The organism is Provencibacterium massiliense, assembly GCF_900169495.1.
Lineage (GTDB): Bacteria > Bacillota > Clostridia > Oscillospirales > Ruminococcaceae > Harryflintia > Harryflintia acetispora.
This window is the reverse complement of record NZ_FWCH01000012.1, coordinates 1644373-1659443: the sequence shown is the minus strand read 5'-3', so window position 1 is coordinate 1659443 and position 15071 is coordinate 1644373. Positions and strand designations below refer to the sequence as shown.

General features: G+C 63.7%; 11 protein-coding genes. All 11 read left to right on the top strand.

All coding sequences use genetic code 11. The features are described from left to right. The first annotated feature begins 108 nt into the window (after positions 1-108). Positions 109-981, top strand: coding sequence for a diadenylate cyclase CdaA (gene cdaA / locus B5477_RS13065; RefSeq protein ID WP_079700086.1), 873 nt, complete (start codon positions 109-111; stop codon positions 979-981). Beyond that, entirely contained in the window at positions 978-2240 is a 1263-nt protein-coding gene (locus tag B5477_RS13060) for a CdaR family protein (protein WP_079700085.1), read from the top strand. Before cdaA ends, B5477_RS13060 begins: the two co-directional genes overlap by 4 nt. Before the next feature lie 97 nt (positions 2241-2337). Next, the gene (locus tag B5477_RS13055) at positions 2338-3927 is read left to right on the top strand and encodes an NAD(P)/FAD-dependent oxidoreductase (RefSeq protein WP_079700084.1); all 1590 of its coding nucleotides are present in this window, start codon (positions 2338-2340) and stop codon (positions 3925-3927) included. Between the two features lie 114 nt (positions 3928-4041). Further along, complete coding sequence (recJ, locus tag B5477_RS13050; RefSeq protein WP_079700083.1) at positions 4042-6099, top strand: single-stranded-DNA-specific exonuclease RecJ; 2058 nt, start codon at positions 4042-4044, stop codon at positions 6097-6099. 48 nt (positions 6100-6147) lie between these two features. Then, positions 6148-8328, top strand: coding sequence for a RelA/SpoT family protein (locus B5477_RS13045; RefSeq protein ID WP_079700082.1), 2181 nt, complete (start codon positions 6148-6150; stop codon positions 8326-8328). A gap of 19 nt (positions 8329-8347) precedes the next feature. Further along, positions 8348-8983: an MBL fold metallo-hydrolase gene (locus tag B5477_RS13040; protein ID WP_079700081.1), complete on the top strand. Its 636-nt coding sequence runs from the start codon at positions 8348-8350 to the stop codon at positions 8981-8983. Beyond that, complete coding sequence (gene hemZ, locus B5477_RS13035; RefSeq protein ID WP_159449052.1) at positions 8967-10448, top strand: coproporphyrinogen dehydrogenase HemZ; 1482 nt, start codon at positions 8967-8969, stop codon at positions 10446-10448. The genes B5477_RS13040 and hemZ overlap by 17 nt, the downstream gene beginning before the upstream one ends. Positions 10449-10552: 104 nt before the next feature. After that, positions 10553-11005, top strand: coding sequence for a zinc ribbon domain-containing protein (locus B5477_RS13030; protein ID WP_079700079.1), 453 nt, complete (start codon positions 10553-10555; stop codon positions 11003-11005). Between the two features lie 102 nt (positions 11006-11107). Continuing rightward, positions 11108-12850 carry a putative polysaccharide biosynthesis protein gene (locus tag B5477_RS13025; protein ID WP_143533601.1) on the top strand — a complete coding sequence of 581 codons (1743 nt, stop codon included), beginning with the start codon at positions 11108-11110 and terminating at the stop codon, positions 12848-12850. A 58-nt stretch (positions 12851-12908) separates the two neighbouring features. Further along, on the top strand, positions 12909-13706 hold the full coding sequence (gene mazG, locus B5477_RS13020; protein ID WP_079700077.1) for a nucleoside triphosphate pyrophosphohydrolase: 798 nt from the start codon (positions 12909-12911) through the stop codon (positions 13704-13706). 79 nt (positions 13707-13785) lie between these two features. Then, on the top strand, positions 13786-14061 hold the full coding sequence (locus B5477_RS13015) for an HU family DNA-binding protein (protein ID WP_079700076.1): 276 nt from the start codon (positions 13786-13788) through the stop codon (positions 14059-14061). The last annotated feature ends 1010 nt before the right edge of the window (positions 14062-15071 follow it).

Below are 15071 nucleotides of genomic sequence, written 5' to 3'. Positions count from 1 at the left end.
CGGCAAAAAAACATTGCAAACGGGGGTGCGGTTTGGTAGAATAAAGAATAGAAGTCTGTATTGTCAAATTCACCGCCCGAGGGGCGCGGTGAAAGGAAGTGTGCGCGAATGGATCAGGTCTGGATCTCCTTGAAGAATACCCTGGGCGACCTTATCACCACCGTCGAGTCGGTGAATGTCTGGGACATCCTGGATATTTTGATGGTCGCCTTTCTGCTTTATTATATCATCAAGCTCGTGCGGGACACCCGGGCCAATCAGCTGGTCAAAGGGATCCTGCTGCTGCTCGTGCTCTACGCGGTGGTCACCACTATGCCCTTCAAGGCGATGGGCTTCATCATGAAGGCGCTGCTGCAGGTGGGGGCCTTCGCGCTGGTGGTGGTCTTCCAGCCCGAGCTGCGGCGCATGCTCGAAAAGGTGGGGCGCACCAAGCTCCCCTTCGGGCTCTTTTCCGCGGGCGGGCAGGACGAACGCCAGCAGCTTGAGGTGCGCCGGATGATCGACGAGGTGGCCCAGGCCTGCGAGTCGCTCTCCCGCCACCGCACCGGCGCGCTGATGGTCTTCGAGATGCAGACCAAGCTCGGCGAGATCATCCGCACCGGCACCGTGATTGACGCCTATCCCAGCGCCGAGATGATCGGCAACATCTTCTATGTCGGCTCGCCGCTCCACGACGGGGCGATGGTCATCCGCGGCGCGCGGCTCTATGCGGCCGGCTGCTTCCTGCCGCTGACCGAGAACAACGACCTGTCCAAGGAGCTGGGCACCCGGCACCGCGCCTCGATCGGGATGAGCGAGAATTCGGACGCCATCGTGCTGGTGGTCTCGGAGGAGACCGGCGTCATCTCGGTGGCGCGCAACGGCGTGCTCACCCGCAACTACACCCCCGAAACCCTGGGAGACTACCTGCGCGCCAACCTCCTGCCGCAGGAGAATGCTCAAAGCGAGCACAGGCTCCCCTTCAGGAGGGCGAAGAAATGAAAAAAATAGGCGCGTTTTTCAAACGCTGTTTTGATTCCAACCGCTTTTTAAAGGTCTTTTCCCTGGTGGTGGCCTTCATCATCTGGCTGATCGTGGCCACCACCGTCGACCCGTATATCCGCCATGAGATCGTGGACATCCCGGTCAACGTCGACGCGCAGAGCGCCGCGCTGCAGCGGCAGGGACTGAGCGTCATCACCATCGACCCGGACACCGTGCGGGTGACGGTGCACGGCAAGCGCTATGTGGTCGGCAGGCTGACGGCGGATGATATCAAGATCGTGCCGAAGCTCACCTCGGCCACCTCGGCGGGCACCCAGACCCTGCGCCTGGAGTGGAGCCCGGACGGCAGCGAGGAGTACACCGTCGAGTCGATCACCCCCGCGGCGATCGTGGCGCGGTTCGACCGGATCGACTCGAAGACCCTGGACATCCAGGCGGACGTGACCGGCGTCTCGGTGCCCGACGGGTACATCAAGGAGAGCGAGATCATCACCCCGGACAAGATCACCATCCGCGGGCCGACCAACGATCTGCAAAAGGTCGCCCACGCCATCGTGAGCGTGGACCTCGACCAGTCGCTGACCTCGACGGCCAACGCCGCGGGTGAGATCGTGCTCAAGGATTCGGACGGCAACGTGATCGAAAACGAGCACATCACCATGGACTACGAGACCGCCGAGGTGACCATCCCGGTGCTCAAAAAGAAAGAGGTTCCGCTGAGGATCGACTTCCTCAACGTCCCGCAGGGCTTCCCGATCGAGGAGCTGCACTATACCCTCTCGAACGACTCGATCACCATCGCCGGGCCGCAGACCCTGGTGGACAGCTACCAGGAGATCCTGCTCGGGCGGGTGGACCTCAAAACCCTGGATCTGGGCAGCAAGGAGCAGTTCGACGTCACCCTGCCCAGCGGGTTTGAAAATGTGGACAACATCCTCTCGGTCGAGGTCACCTTCGACACTGACGACTACGTCGCGCAGAACTTCAACCTCTCCGAGATCACCCTGGTCAACGAGCCGCAGAACTACGACGTGACCATCAACAACCCCTATCTCAACAACGTCAAGATCGTCGGCCCAAGCGAGGTGGTCTCCGAGCTGACCGCCGGGGACATCGTGGCCGAGGTGGACGTTTCCGACCGCGAGGTGGTCACCGGCCAGATCAAGGTGCCGGTGCAGGTCTATGTGCCCAACAAGGGCACGGTCTGGGCGGTGGGCAACTACAGCACGCTGGTCACCATCTCCGAGAAGCAATAAACAGAGCGGTAGCCAAAAATCGTATGGGCGCTTTGCGTCCATACGATTTTGCGGTTATCCGAAAATCCTGGCGGCAGGATGAAAGGAGCCCGGCTTTATGATTTGTATCAGCGGGATCAGCCTCCCCTTTGACGAGGACGAGAGCGCGGCGATCGAGCAGGCGCGCAAAAAAGCGCGGCTCTCCCCGGCCCTGCTGCGGGACGGCTTCGTCGTCAAGCGCTCGCTCGACGCGCGCAAGCGGGAGGACATCCGCTATGTCTATACGGTGGGGTTGTGCACCTCGCTGCGCAATGAGGCGCATTACCTCGAGCGGCTGCATCTCGGCGGCGCCGCGGTGCGCGAGGAAACCCCCTCCCTCACGCTCGCGGTGGGGGACAGACCGCTCTCCCACCGGCCCTTGATCGCGGGCTTCGGCCCGGCGGGGATGTTCTGCGCGCTGTTGCTGGCGCAGCACGGCTTTCGCCCGATCGTGCTCGAGCGGGGCGCCGCGCTCGACGAGCGGGTGGCGGCCCTCGAGCGCTTCTGGTCCGGCGGGGCGCTGGACCCCTCGGCCAACGTGCAGTTTGGAGAGGGGGGCGCCGGGACCTTTTCAGACGGGAAGCTCACCACCCGGATTGGGGACATGCGCTGCGAGTGGGTGCTGCACGAGCTCCGGCGCCTGGGCGCCCCGGGGATCATCACGCGGCAGGCGAAGCCCCACATTGGGACCGACCGGCTGCGGCAGGTGGTCAAAAACCTGCGCCGGGAGATCATCAGCCTTGGGGGCGAGGTGCATTTTTGCACCGCGCTCGAGGGGCTCTGTATCCAGAGCGGGCGGCTGCACGCGGTGCGCACCAGCGGCGGGGAGTTGCCCGCCGAGGTGCTGGTCACGGCGCTGGGCCACAGCGCCCGGGACAGCTTTCAAATGCTTCTGGACAGCGGCCTTACCCTGCAGCCCAAGGCCTTTTCGGTCGGGGTGCGGATCGAGCACCGGAGGGAGGACGTCAACCGCGCCCTCTACGGCGGCTTTGCCGGGCACACGAAGCTCCCCGAGGGGGAGTACCAGCTCTCGCAGCGGGTCGACGGCCGCGGGGTCTACACCTTTTGCATGTGTCCGGGGGGCCTGGTGGTCCCCGCCAGCAGCGAGGCGGGAGGCGTGGTGGTCAACGGGATGAGCGAGTTCGCAAGGGACGCCGAAAACTCGAACAGCGCCCTGGTTGTCGGGGTGGAGCCCGCCGACTTCGGCGGCGGGCCGCTTGGCGGCGTGGCCTTCCAGCAGCGGCTGGAGCAGGCGGCCTTCCGCTTGGGAGGGGGAGACTACAAGGCTCCGGTGCAGACGGTGGGCCGCTTTCTCGAAGAGAGGCCGGGGGCGGATTTCGGGCGGGTGGCGCCCTCCTATGCCATCGGGGTGGAACCCGCCGATTTCCGGGAGCTCTTTGATCCCGGCATCTTAAAGATGCTGCGCCTTGGGCTGCACGCCTTCGACGGGCGGCTACGCGGCTTCGCCTGCCCGGACGCGGTGCTCACCGGGGTGGAGAGCCGCACCTCCTCGCCGGTGCGGGTGCTGCGGGACGAGTCCCTGCAGTCCCAGGTGGCAGGGGTCTACCCCTGCGGCGAGGGGGCGGGCTATGCCGGCGGGATCATGAGCGCGGCGGTGGACGGGCTGCGGGTTGCCGGTGAGATCATCGGGACCTACCGCCCGTGTTGATTTGCAACCCGGGGCGCAACGTGATAAAATACCAACTGTGAATCTTTCACCGGGACGGTCCTGGGGCGGCGCCCCACGGCCCTGCCGGTATATGAGCAGAGAGGAGGTGGCGCCATGCCGCTCAAGCGCTGGATATGGCCCGGGGAGACGAAGCAGGCGGACGAGCTGGCCGCGGCGGGGATACAGCCCCTGACCGCGCGGGTGCTCGCCTCCCGCGGGATCGGCTCTCCAAACGAGGCGCGCCGCTTCCTCTCGACCGAGGGGGAGCTCCACGACCCATTTTTGATGAAGGGGATGGAGCAGGCGGTCGCCCTCATCGAGGGGGCGCTGCAGGAGGGGAAGCTGATCGTCATCTACGGCGACTACGACTGCGACGGGATCACCTCCACCGTGCTGCTCTACCGCTACCTCGAGGAGCAGGGGGCCAATGTCGGATACTATATCCCCGACCGGGAGGAAGAGGGATACGGGCTCAATATGGAGGCCTGCGAGACGCTCCACCAAAACGGGGCCGAGCTGGTGATCACGGTGGACAACGGGATCAGCGCCGCCGCCGAGATCGACCGTCTGCATGAGCTCGGGATCAAGGTGGTCGTGACCGACCACCACCAGCCGCCCGAAATCCTTCCGGCGGCCGACGCGCTGATCGACCCGCACTGTGAGGACAGCGGCTATCCCTTCCGGGAGCTTTGCGGGGTGGGGGTCGCCTTCAAGCTGGTCTGCGCGCTGGAGGGGGACATCGAGGGGGAGGACACCCTCGCGCGGTACGCCGACCTGGCGGCCATTGGGACCATCGCGGACGTGGTGCCGCTGTGCGGGGAAAACCGCATCATCGCGCGCGCGGGATTGCAAAAGATGGAGGAGAGCGAGAACCCGGGGATCTGCGCGCTGCTGGCGGCGGCCGGGCTCGCCGAGAAAGCGCTCGGGGCCGAGAGCGTCTCCTTCGGGCTGGCCCCCCGCCTCAACGCCGCCTCCCGCATGGGAAACTGCGACGATTCGGTGGCCCTCATGCTCTGCGACGACCCGCAGCAGGCGGCCGTCCTCGCCGAGCGGGTGGACGCGGCCAACCGCGAGCGCAAGCAGCTCGAGGGGGCGATCATGGCGGACATCGCCCGCCAGGTCGAAGAGGACCCTTCGCTGCTGCGCTATCGGGTGCTGGTCCTCGCGGGCGAGGGGTGGCACCACGGGATCGTGGGGATCGCCGCCTCGCGCATGGTCGAGCGCTACGGGAAGCCCTGCCTGCTGATCGGCACGCAGGGGGAGGAGGCGCGCGGGAGCGCGCGCAGCGTCCCCGGCTTTTCGGTGATCGACGCGATCACCCGCTGCAAGGACTGCCTGATCAAATTCGGCGGGCATCCCCTGGCCGCCGGTTTTTCCCTGAAAACCTCCGACGTCGGCAGGCTGCGCGCGGCGCTCGAGCGCGCGGCGGCCGGGATGGCCCCCGATATGCCGATCCCGCAGCTGCCGCTCGATGCGGCGCTGCATCCGCGGGAGCTGGACATTGCGACCATCGAGCAGCTGAGCGCGCTCGAGCCCTTCGGCGCGGGCAACGAGCTGCCGCTCTTCCTGCTGCCGGGGGCGAGAATCGAGGAAATTAACGCCATCGGGGAGGGCAAGCACTTGAAGCTGCGCCTGCGCTTCGGCGAGCGCAGCCACTACGCCGTCTATTTCGGGATGACCGTGGGCCGCTTCCCTTACCGGGTGGGGGAGGCGGTGGACGTGGCCGCCAACCTGTCGGTATCGGAGTATCTCGGGCAAAAGCGGCTGTCGATCAAGATCCGGGACCTGCGGCCCCAGGGGTTCGACCAGGAGGAATATTTCGCGGACTACTGCTGCTGCGAGCGCCTTTCGCGCGGCGAAGAGCTCACGCCCGGGCAGGCGGGCAGGATCACGCCCGTCAGAGAGGAGCTGGCGCTCGTCTACCGCGCGGTGCAAAAGCGCAGCGGCCTGCCCGCCGACGGGGACCAGTTCTATCTTTCGTGCTGCCGGGGGCGTCTCGGCTGCGGAAAGACGAGGGTGGCGCTGGACGTGCTGCTCGAGGCGGGGCTGATCGCAAGCAGGGACGGGCAGCTGCAAATCCTGCCCGCCGAGGGGAAGAAGGATCTGATGAGCACGAAAATCTTGTCCCGCTTACATAGTGTCCTTTCGGGGAATGCTGTTGGTATCCAGTAGCCTGGCCCGGTTTTCATGCGGCAGAAAGAGGGCCAAGGGGGAATAGATATGATTCAATCGTTTGAGGAGCTTAAAAATATTATCGGCGGGCAGAGTATCGCCTACGACATGGAGCGGATCGGCGCGGCCTACGAGCTGGCGCAGCGCGCCCATGAGGGCCAGAAGAGAATGTCTGGCGAGCCGTACATCAGCCACCCGCTCAACGTGGCTGAGATTTTGGTGCAGCTCGGGATGGACACCGACAGCATCTGCGCGGCGCTGCTGCACGACGTGGTGGAGGACACCGACTATACCCTCGGCGACATCCGCAAGCGCTTCGGCGCCGAGGTGGCCGGGCTGGTGGACGGGGTGACCAAGCTCGGAAAAATCCCCTTTTCCTCCCGCGAGGAGCAGCAGGCCGAGAACGTGCGCAAGATGCTGCTGGCCATGGCCAAGGACGTGCGGGTGATCATCGTAAAATTGGCCGACCGGCTGCACAACATGCGCACCCTCGGCGTCAAGCCCGAGCAGAAGCGCCGGGACACCTCGCTCGAGACGATGGAGGTCTACGCCCCCATCGCCCACCGGCTGGGGATCACCGCCATCAAGGAGGAGCTCGAGGACCTCTCGCTGCGCTTTCTGGACCCGATCGGCTACAGCGAGATCGAGCATATGCTCGACCTAAAGCGGGATGAGCGGCTGGCCTTCCTCAAAAAGATCGAGGACAAGATCCGCCTGCGGCTGCAGGAGGAGCACCAGAGCATCCAGATTTACGGCCGGGTCAAGAGCATCTACGGGATCTACCGCAAGGTCTATATGCAGGGGCGCTCCTTCGAGGAGATTTACGACATCTACGCCGTGCGGGTCATCGTGGAGACGGTCAATGAGTGCTACAACATCCTGGGGATCATCCACGACATGTTCAGGCCCCTCCCCAACCGCTTCAAGGACTATATCTCCACCCCGAAGCAGAACCTCTACCAGTCGCTGCACACCACCGTGCTGGACAAGGAGGGGATCCCCTTCGAGGTGCAGATCCGCACCTTCGACATGCACTACACCGCCGAATACGGGATCGCGGCGCACTGGAAATACAAAGAGGGGATCCAGGGGCACGACAAGCTCGAGGAGCGCCTTTCCTGGATCCGGCAGCTCTTGGAAAACCAGAAGGAGTCGGAGGACGCCAGGGAGATCATTTCCACCATCAAGACCGACCTGGCCCCCGAGGAGGTCTTCGTCTTCACCCCGAAGGGGGACGTCATCAGCCTGCCCTCGGGCGCGACGGTGATCGACTTTGCCTACGCCATCCACAGCGCGGTGGGAAACCGGATGGTGGGCGCCAAGGTGGACGGGCGGATCGTCAGCCTGGACACGGTGGTGCACACCGGGAACATCGTGGAGATTCTGACCACCAACGTGCCGGGCCACGGCCCGAGCCGGGACTGGCTTTCGATCGTGCGCACCGCCGAGGCGCGCAACAAGATACGCACCTGGTTCAAAAAGGAGCGCAAGGAGGAGAATACCCAGGAGGGGCGCGCCGAGCTCGAGCGGGAATTCCGCCGCAACGGGATCAACCTTCCGGACGAGCAGATGAAGGAGTTCCTGCTCGCGATCGCCCAGCGGCAGCACTTCCACTCGATCGAGGAGTTCTGTGCCGCCATCGGCTACGGGGGCATTTCCCTCTCGCGGATCATGCCGCGGGTCAAGGAGGACTACACCAAAAACTACCGCCAGAGCGATGACCAGAAGCTCGAAAGCCTGATGGCGATGAAGCCCAAAAAGGAGCGCAAGGCGACCAGCGGGGTCATCGTCGAGGAGCTCGAGGGGTGCCTGGTCAAATACGCGCGCTGCTGCAACCCCCTGCCCGGGGACGACATCGTCGGCTTCATCACCAGGGGCTACGGGGTGTCCATCCACAAGGCGGACTGCCAGAACGTCATAAACGCCATGGCCGACCAGTCCCAGTCCGAGCGCTGGGTGCGCGCGCGCTGGGCCAATACGGTGCGGGAGAAGTTCAAGACCACCATCGACATCTATGCCAACGACCGGGAGAGCCTGCTGGCGGACATCAGCATCGCCATCGCCAACATGCACCTGCAGGTGCACTCCCTCAACGCCAAGGAATTAAAGGACCGGCATTCGAGTATCCAGATCACCTTCGAGACCACCGACATCGCGCAGCTCAACCTGGTCCTGTCCAGCCTGCGCCAGATCGAGGGGGTCGTCTCGGTGACCCGCTCGGTGCAGTGACCCATATAGGAGGCAGCGTATGAAAGAACCGGTTATCCTGCCGGTCGGCATGATCGGCACCAACTGTTATATCCTCGGCTCGGGCGACACCGGTGTCGTGATCGACCCGGGGGACGAGGCCCAAAAAATTCTCGATGTCCTGCGCGAACAGGGGATCACCCCGAAATATATCCTGCTCACCCACGGGCACTACGACCACATCGGGGCGGTGCAGGCCGTGCGCGCGGCCACCGGGGCCGAGGTCGTCATCGGCCAAAACGACAGCGAGCAGCTGGGCGACGCGAGCAAATCCCTCGGCCGCCCGGGCGATCCGCGCTTCTATATCACCCCCGACCGCGAGGTGCGGGAGGGGGACACGATCGAATGCGGTGAGCTGCTCTTCCTGGTGATCGACACCCCCGGGCATACCCGGGGCGGGGTCTGCTATCTCTGTGGGGATATGCTCTTTAGCGGGGACACCCTCTTTCGCGGGGACGTGGGGCGCACCGACCTCTACGGCGGGGACTACCCCACGCTGCGCCTTTCGCTGCAAAAGCTCTCAGCGCTCGACGATTCGCTCAGGGTCTACCCCGGGCACGGGGAGCAGAGCACCATGGAATATGAAAAACAATATAACCCCTATCTCGGGAAGGCCGACTATGACGATCTATATTGACGCGCACGACTGCCACTACGAGGTGCAGCGCCTGTGCACCATGTTCCTGCGCGGGGAACGCGCGCCGCTGGCCTTCGGCGCGCCGGGGGAGGGGGAGGAGCGCTTCCTCTACACCGGGCGCGCCGAGCGGGACGGGAAGGCCATCCTGACGGTGCGCGCGCGCCTCGGCGGCAGCGAGGTGCACAGGCAAAGAGAGCTGCCGCTCCCCAGCGGCAAGCAGGAATGTGAGCGCGCCTTCGGGCAGATGATCTATGAGCTGCTCGTGCCGATGACCGGGATTCGCCCTCCCTGGGGCATTTTGACCGGGATCCGCCCGGTCAAGCTCTTTCGCGCCCGGCTGGACGCGGGGGAGAGCGGGCAGGAGGTCCTGCGCTATTTTTGCGACGGGCTGTATCTCAGCGAAGAGAAGGCCCGCCTGGCGCTGCAAACCGCTCAGGTCCAGCGGCCGATCCTTCGTGGGAGCGCCCCCGGCCTCTTTTCGCTCTATGTTTCGATCCCCTTCTGCCCCAGCCGCTGCCGGTACTGCTCCTTCGTCTCCCATTCGATCGAGCAGGCGGCCGGGCTGATCGAACCCTATCTCGAGCTGCTCGAGCGCGAGCTCGCCCTGACGGCGCAAAAGGCGCGGGAGAGCTCCCTGCGCCTCCACTCGGTCTACTTCGGGGGCGGCACCCCGACGACGCTGAGCGCCGCGCAGCTTGACCGACTCTGCGCGGCGGTGGCGGAAAACTTTGACCTGGGCGGGGTGAAGGAGTACACCGTCGAGGCGGGACGCCCGGACACCATCACGGCGGAGAAGCTGGCGGTGCTGCGAAAGGCCGGGGTGGACCGGATCAGCGTCAACCCCCAGACCTTGCAGGACGAGGTGCTGGCGGCCGCCGGGCGAAACCATACCGCGCAGCAGACCCTGGACGCTTTTGGGCTGGCGCGGCAGGCGGGCTTCCCATGCATCAACATGGACCTGATCGCCGGGCTGCAGGGGGACACGCCGCAGGGCTTCGCGGACACCTTGGAGCGGGTGATCGCGCTGCGCCCGCAGAACATTACGGTGCACGCCCTCTCGGTGAAGCGCAGCGCCGCGCTCGGCGGGCACGCCGGCGAGGTGCTCACAGCTTCCCCGGCCGCGGAGATGGTCGCCCTTTCGGCGCGGCTGCTTATCGGGGCGGGGTATCACCCCTACTACCTCTATCGGCAGAAGGACACGGTGGAAAACCTCGAAAACACCGGCTGGTGCCTGCCGGGGTATGAGAGCGCCTATAACATCCACATCATGGACGAGAGCCAGACCATCCTGGCCTGCGGGGCGGGCGGGGTGACCAAGCTCTGCCGCCCGAGGGGGGCGGGCGCGCAGGAAATAACGCGGATATTTAACTACAAATACCCATATGAATATATCAGCCGCTTTGAGCAGCTCTGCGCGCGCAAGGAGGCGGTCGTCCCCTTCTTTGCCGGCATGGAAAAAAATTAGCGGATGCTGCGTGCCGCCGCCCGGTTGTAAAAGAGTGCGGGCGGTGGTATAATGGGGAAAACCGGAGGAATCGACCGAACAGAAAGAGTAAAGGTGAAAGCGATATGGGAACTTTGGACAGCATTTTCAATAAAGCGCGGGACGTCGCCAACGATATGGGCAAGAAGGCGGGCGACGTGGTGGAGGTTTCGAAATTAAAACTTTCGGTGGTCTCGCTCGAGAGCGACATCGAAAAGATCTACGCCAAGCTGGGGCTGATGGTCTATGAGATGGTCAAGGCCGGCAGCGAGAACCGCGGGCTGATCGACGGGTGCGTGGCCGAGATCGACGCGCTCAAGGGCAAGCTCGGCGAGATCAACGCCAAGGTGGATGAGCTTAAAAATGTGCGCCGGTGCGACAGCTGCGGCGCGGCGGTCGAGCTTTCCGCCCAGTTCTGCCCGATGTGCGGCAACCTGATCAAGAGCCAGCCCGAGGCCGAGGCCGCCCCGCAGGAGGAAGCGGCGCCGGAAGAACCACAGCCGCTGCAGGAGCCCGAAAATCCGGGCGTGGATGCGTAATACCCAAACGGAAGAGAAATGATAAGGCTAAACAGGAAGTGCGCTCCCTGTTTAGCCTTATTTTGACCGGGACCAATTTCGTCAAGGTGGGAGTGCTGCTTGTTGCGCGGGAGAAGAAGACAGAGCTTTCTGCACGGGGCCGTGATCCTCGGCGTGGCGACGGTGGTCGTCAAGCTGATCGGCGCCATGTTCAAAATACCGCTGACCAACCTGATCGGCGGGGTGGGGATGGGGGACTTCACCATCGCCTACGATATTTTCAGGCCCCTCAATTCCCTGGCCATCGCCGGGCTGCCGGTCGCGGTCTCCAAGCTGGTCAGCGAGCAGGCGGCCACCGGCCGGCTGCGGGATGCGCGCAAGATCCTCCATCTCTCCACCCTGCTGTTCCTCGTCACCGGGGCGGCGGGCTTTGTCGTCATGTTCTTCGGCGCCCGGCTCTTCGCCGGCTTTTTAAAGAGTCCGGACAGCTATCTCACCATCGCCGCGCTCTCTCCGGCGGTCTTCTTCTGCTGCATGATGAGCGCCTACCGCGGCTACTACCAGGGGCTCAAGAACATGTACCCCACCGCCCTCTCCCAGATGGTGGAGGCGGCCGTTAAGCTGTTGTGCGGGATCGCGCTCTCGGTGCTTTTCATGGCCTTTGCGCGCGGGAGTCTCGCGTCGGGGGAGAGCGTGCTGCACACCCTCTACCCCGGCGCCTCGCAGGACGAGGTCATGGTCTACCAGTTCGGCGCGGTGGGCGCGGTGCTGGGGGTCGCGCTCTCCACCCTGGCGGGGACCGTCTTCCTCTTTTTGCGCCACCACCTGGGCGGCGACGGCCTCACCCGCGAGGAGCTGGCGGCCTGCCCGCCGCCCGCCTCCTCGCGCGTCCTCCTGAAAAGGATGGTCCTGATCGCGGTGCCGGTCTGCCTCGGGTCGGTGGCCACCCACCTGACCACCCTGATCGATTTGATGTCCATCATGAACCGGCTGGACCACGCCATGACGGGGAACGCGCAGGCCCTGCTCTCGATGTACCAGGGGCTGATCCCGCAGGGGTATTCGGTGACCGACGTGTCCAAGTACCTCTACGGCTCCTATTCGGGGATCGCGGTGAATATCTTCAACCTCGTCCCCTCGCTGACCACCACGCTGGGGGTGAGCATACTGCCGGCGGTGGCGGGCGCCTTCGCCACGCGCAACCTGCCCGAGGTCAAGCGCAACGTCGAGTCGGTGCTGCGGGTCACGGCGATGGTGGCCATCCCCGCGGGGCTCGGCTTCATGGCGCTGAGCGAACCGATCACCATGCTGCTCTACGGCTCCAAGCCGATGGAGGCGATGATCGCCGCCCCGCTGCTGCGCTCGCTGGGGCTGTCGGTCATCTTCGTCTCGCTGACCACCCCGATCAATGCGGTGCTGCAGGCGGTGGGCCGGGTGTCGGTGCCGGTCAAGCTGATGGTGCTCGGCGGCGCGCTCAAGCTCGCGGTCAACTTCGTGCTCGTCGGGATCCCTACGGTCAACATCCAGGGCGCGCCGGTGGGCACCGCCGCGTGCTATCTGCTGATCGTGCTGCTCAGCCTGTGGGTGCTGCGGCGCGCCACCTCGGTGCAGATAAGCTACCTGCGGGTCTTCGGCAAGCCCCTGCTCGCGGGGATCGCCTGCGCCTTCGCGGCCAACGCCTCGTACGGGCTGCTGCTGCGCGCCTTTGAAAGCCGCCTGGTCACCCTGCTGGCGATCGGGATCGGCATGCTTTTCTATGCCGCCGTGCTACTTTTGTGCAGGGGGATTTACCGGGAAGACGTCCTGATGCTGCCGGGTGGGGAAAAAATTGCAAAAATACTTGAAAAACATGGCCTGATAGGTTAATATAGTACTTGTCAGCTGACGCGAAAAGCTGATGAATTCAGGAAATGGCGGCTAAAGAATGGTTGACTTCACCCCAAAGGATGCATACGGCATCGCCGATCTTGTCGAAATCGTACGGCTCTTGCGCGCCCCGGGCGGCTGCCCGTGGGACCGGGAGCAGGACCACCACACGATCCGCAAGAACCTCATCGAGGAAACCTATGAGGTGGCCGAGGCGATCGACCTCGAGGACAGGGCGCTGCTGCGCGAGGAGCTGGGCGACCTGCTGCTGCAGGTGGTGCTCCACGCACAGATGGAAGCCGAGGCGGGAACCTTTGACTTTTCCGGGGTCTGCAACGACATCTGCCAGAAGCTGATCGTGCGCCATCCCCATGTCTTCGGACAGGTGAGCGCCAAGGACACCGACGAGGTGCTCAAGAACTGGGAGGCCATCAAGCAGCGCACCAAGGGCCAGACCACCGCCGCCCAGACGCTCGAGAGCGTGCCCAAGACCCTGCCCGCCCTCATGCGCGCCGAAAAGCTGCAAAAGCGCGCGGCCAAGACCGGCTTCGACTACCCCGACCTGCAGTGGGCGGTGGGAGACCTCGAAAGCGAACTGCGCGAGGTCAAGGAAGCGATCGCCAAGGGGGACAAGCCCCAGATGCACGAGGAGCTGGGGGATCTGCTCTTTGCCGCGGTCAACGTGGCCCGCTTCATGGGAGCCGATCCCGAGGAGGCGCTGAGCCGTGCGAGCGACAAGTTCACCCGGCGCTTTACCAGGGTCGAGGAGCTGGCCGCCGAGCGGGAGCTCGAGATGAATTCTTGCGGGATTGACCGCCTCAACGGGTTATGGGCGCAGGCAAAACGGGAAGAATAGTAAAACGGCAAATCAGTTTGCTTTAAGGCTTCAATAAGCTTTAAGTATAAAAATGAAATATATTTCGGAGGGTTAAAAAATGACAAAAGCAGAGTTAATTAATGCGATCGCCGAGAAATCCGGTTTCACCAAGAAGGACAGCGACACCGCGCTGACCGCCGTGCTCGACGCCATCACCGACGCGCTGGTCGCCGGCGAGAAGGTTTCCCTGATCGGCTTCGGCACCTTTGAGGTGAAATCCCGCGCTTCCCGCACCGGCGTGAACCCGAGAACCAAAGAACCCATCACCATTGCCGCTTCCAAGCTGCCGGCTTTCAAGGCTGGTAAGGCGCTCAAAGACGCCGTCGCGAAGTAATTTAGCTTTGTCACGAAAGGCCTCCGGCTTGTCCGGGAGCATGCATAAGAAAGTTAGGGGCAGCAGATTCTATCTGCTGCCCCTAACTCAGTGTGTCAAAAAACTCCTGCCCCCCAAAAGCCCTACAAAGCCCCCGTAAAAAAACTGGGTTTCCAAAGGGGACATGTCCCCTTTGGTGGGAGTTTGAGGGTGAAACCCTCAAGGTCATAAATCGAAAAAGGCGCAGGAGAGGGGAATGAAACCGTCCAGTGGACGGTTTCAGGGGAGAACCCCAAGAGGGGTGCTCCCGCCGTTTGCACATTTTGCCGGTTGTCGTCAGTTTTTTGTTCGCGGCCGTTACGCAAAGCGCCGCCCCCAACTTGCGGGGGCGGCGCTTTTATTTCAAAACTATTTTCCCCAATATTCGCCTTTTTTCTTGCCTTTTACTGGGCGCTGTGCTATACTGAGGCTATGGGGTTTTCTTGCAAAAAGAAAAGCCGCGGCAGTTGCCCGTGGGCCAACACGGACAGCCAGCCCGCCAGGTGAACAGACCACCCAACGACCTACCGGAATTCCGGCACCACGGCTAAGTGTAATTATAACACATCTTCTCCTTCTTGAGAAGAGTTATAGGAATTTTGGTCGGAAAAGCGCAGATTTTGCGCATGTTTGGGTAGACTTGCCCTTTTCGGGGCACGCCCGGCATGCGCTTTGTTATTTTTGCAGCGGTCTCCCTTGCAATACCGGCGCCCGCCTTTTTGGCTGAAGGGCGTGTACCGCGAGGGGGGAAGCCGTGCGGGACGGGGAGTGGCCCCCGTCCCGCGGGGAACCCCTTGACGGGAAAAGCGCCCGAAAACCCCGCCGGGCGTGCTCCAGGAAAAACCGCCCCTGCAATCGGGATTCTTAAGGGGCTAATGCCCTTCAAGTGGAGGCTTGGAGGCAACGCCTCCAAGGTCTTTTCGCCTTAATAAGAAGGGGAAACCGCGCGCAGCGCGAGGGGGGAAAACCCCGAGATGGGTTTTCCCCGCCCA

Bases quoted from the DNA above. Each gene is read 5' to 3' on its own strand.
- cdaA (WP_079700086.1), top strand. From the start codon at position 109: ATGGATCAGGTCTGGATCTCCTTGAAGAATACCCTGGGCGACCTTATC.
- B5477_RS13060 (WP_079700085.1), top strand. From the start codon at position 978: ATGAAAAAAATAGGCGCGTTTTTCAAACGCTGTTTTGATTCCAACCGC.
- B5477_RS13055 (WP_079700084.1), top strand. From the start codon at position 2,338: ATGATTTGTATCAGCGGGATCAGCCTCCCCTTTGACGAGGACGAGAGC.
- recJ (WP_079700083.1), top strand. From the start codon at position 4,042: ATGCCGCTCAAGCGCTGGATATGGCCCGGGGAGACGAAGCAGGCGGAC.
- B5477_RS13045 (WP_079700082.1), top strand. From the start codon at position 6,148: ATGATTCAATCGTTTGAGGAGCTTAAAAATATTATCGGCGGGCAGAGT.
- B5477_RS13040 (WP_079700081.1), top strand. From the start codon at position 8,348: ATGAAAGAACCGGTTATCCTGCCGGTCGGCATGATCGGCACCAACTGT.
- hemZ (WP_159449052.1), top strand. From the start codon at position 8,967: ATGACGATCTATATTGACGCGCACGACTGCCACTACGAGGTGCAGCGC.
- B5477_RS13030 (WP_079700079.1), top strand. From the start codon at position 10,553: ATGGGAACTTTGGACAGCATTTTCAATAAAGCGCGGGACGTCGCCAAC.
- mazG (WP_079700077.1), top strand. From the start codon at position 12,909: ATGGTTGACTTCACCCCAAAGGATGCATACGGCATCGCCGATCTTGTC.
- B5477_RS13015 (WP_079700076.1), top strand. From the start codon at position 13,786: ATGACAAAAGCAGAGTTAATTAATGCGATCGCCGAGAAATCCGGTTTC.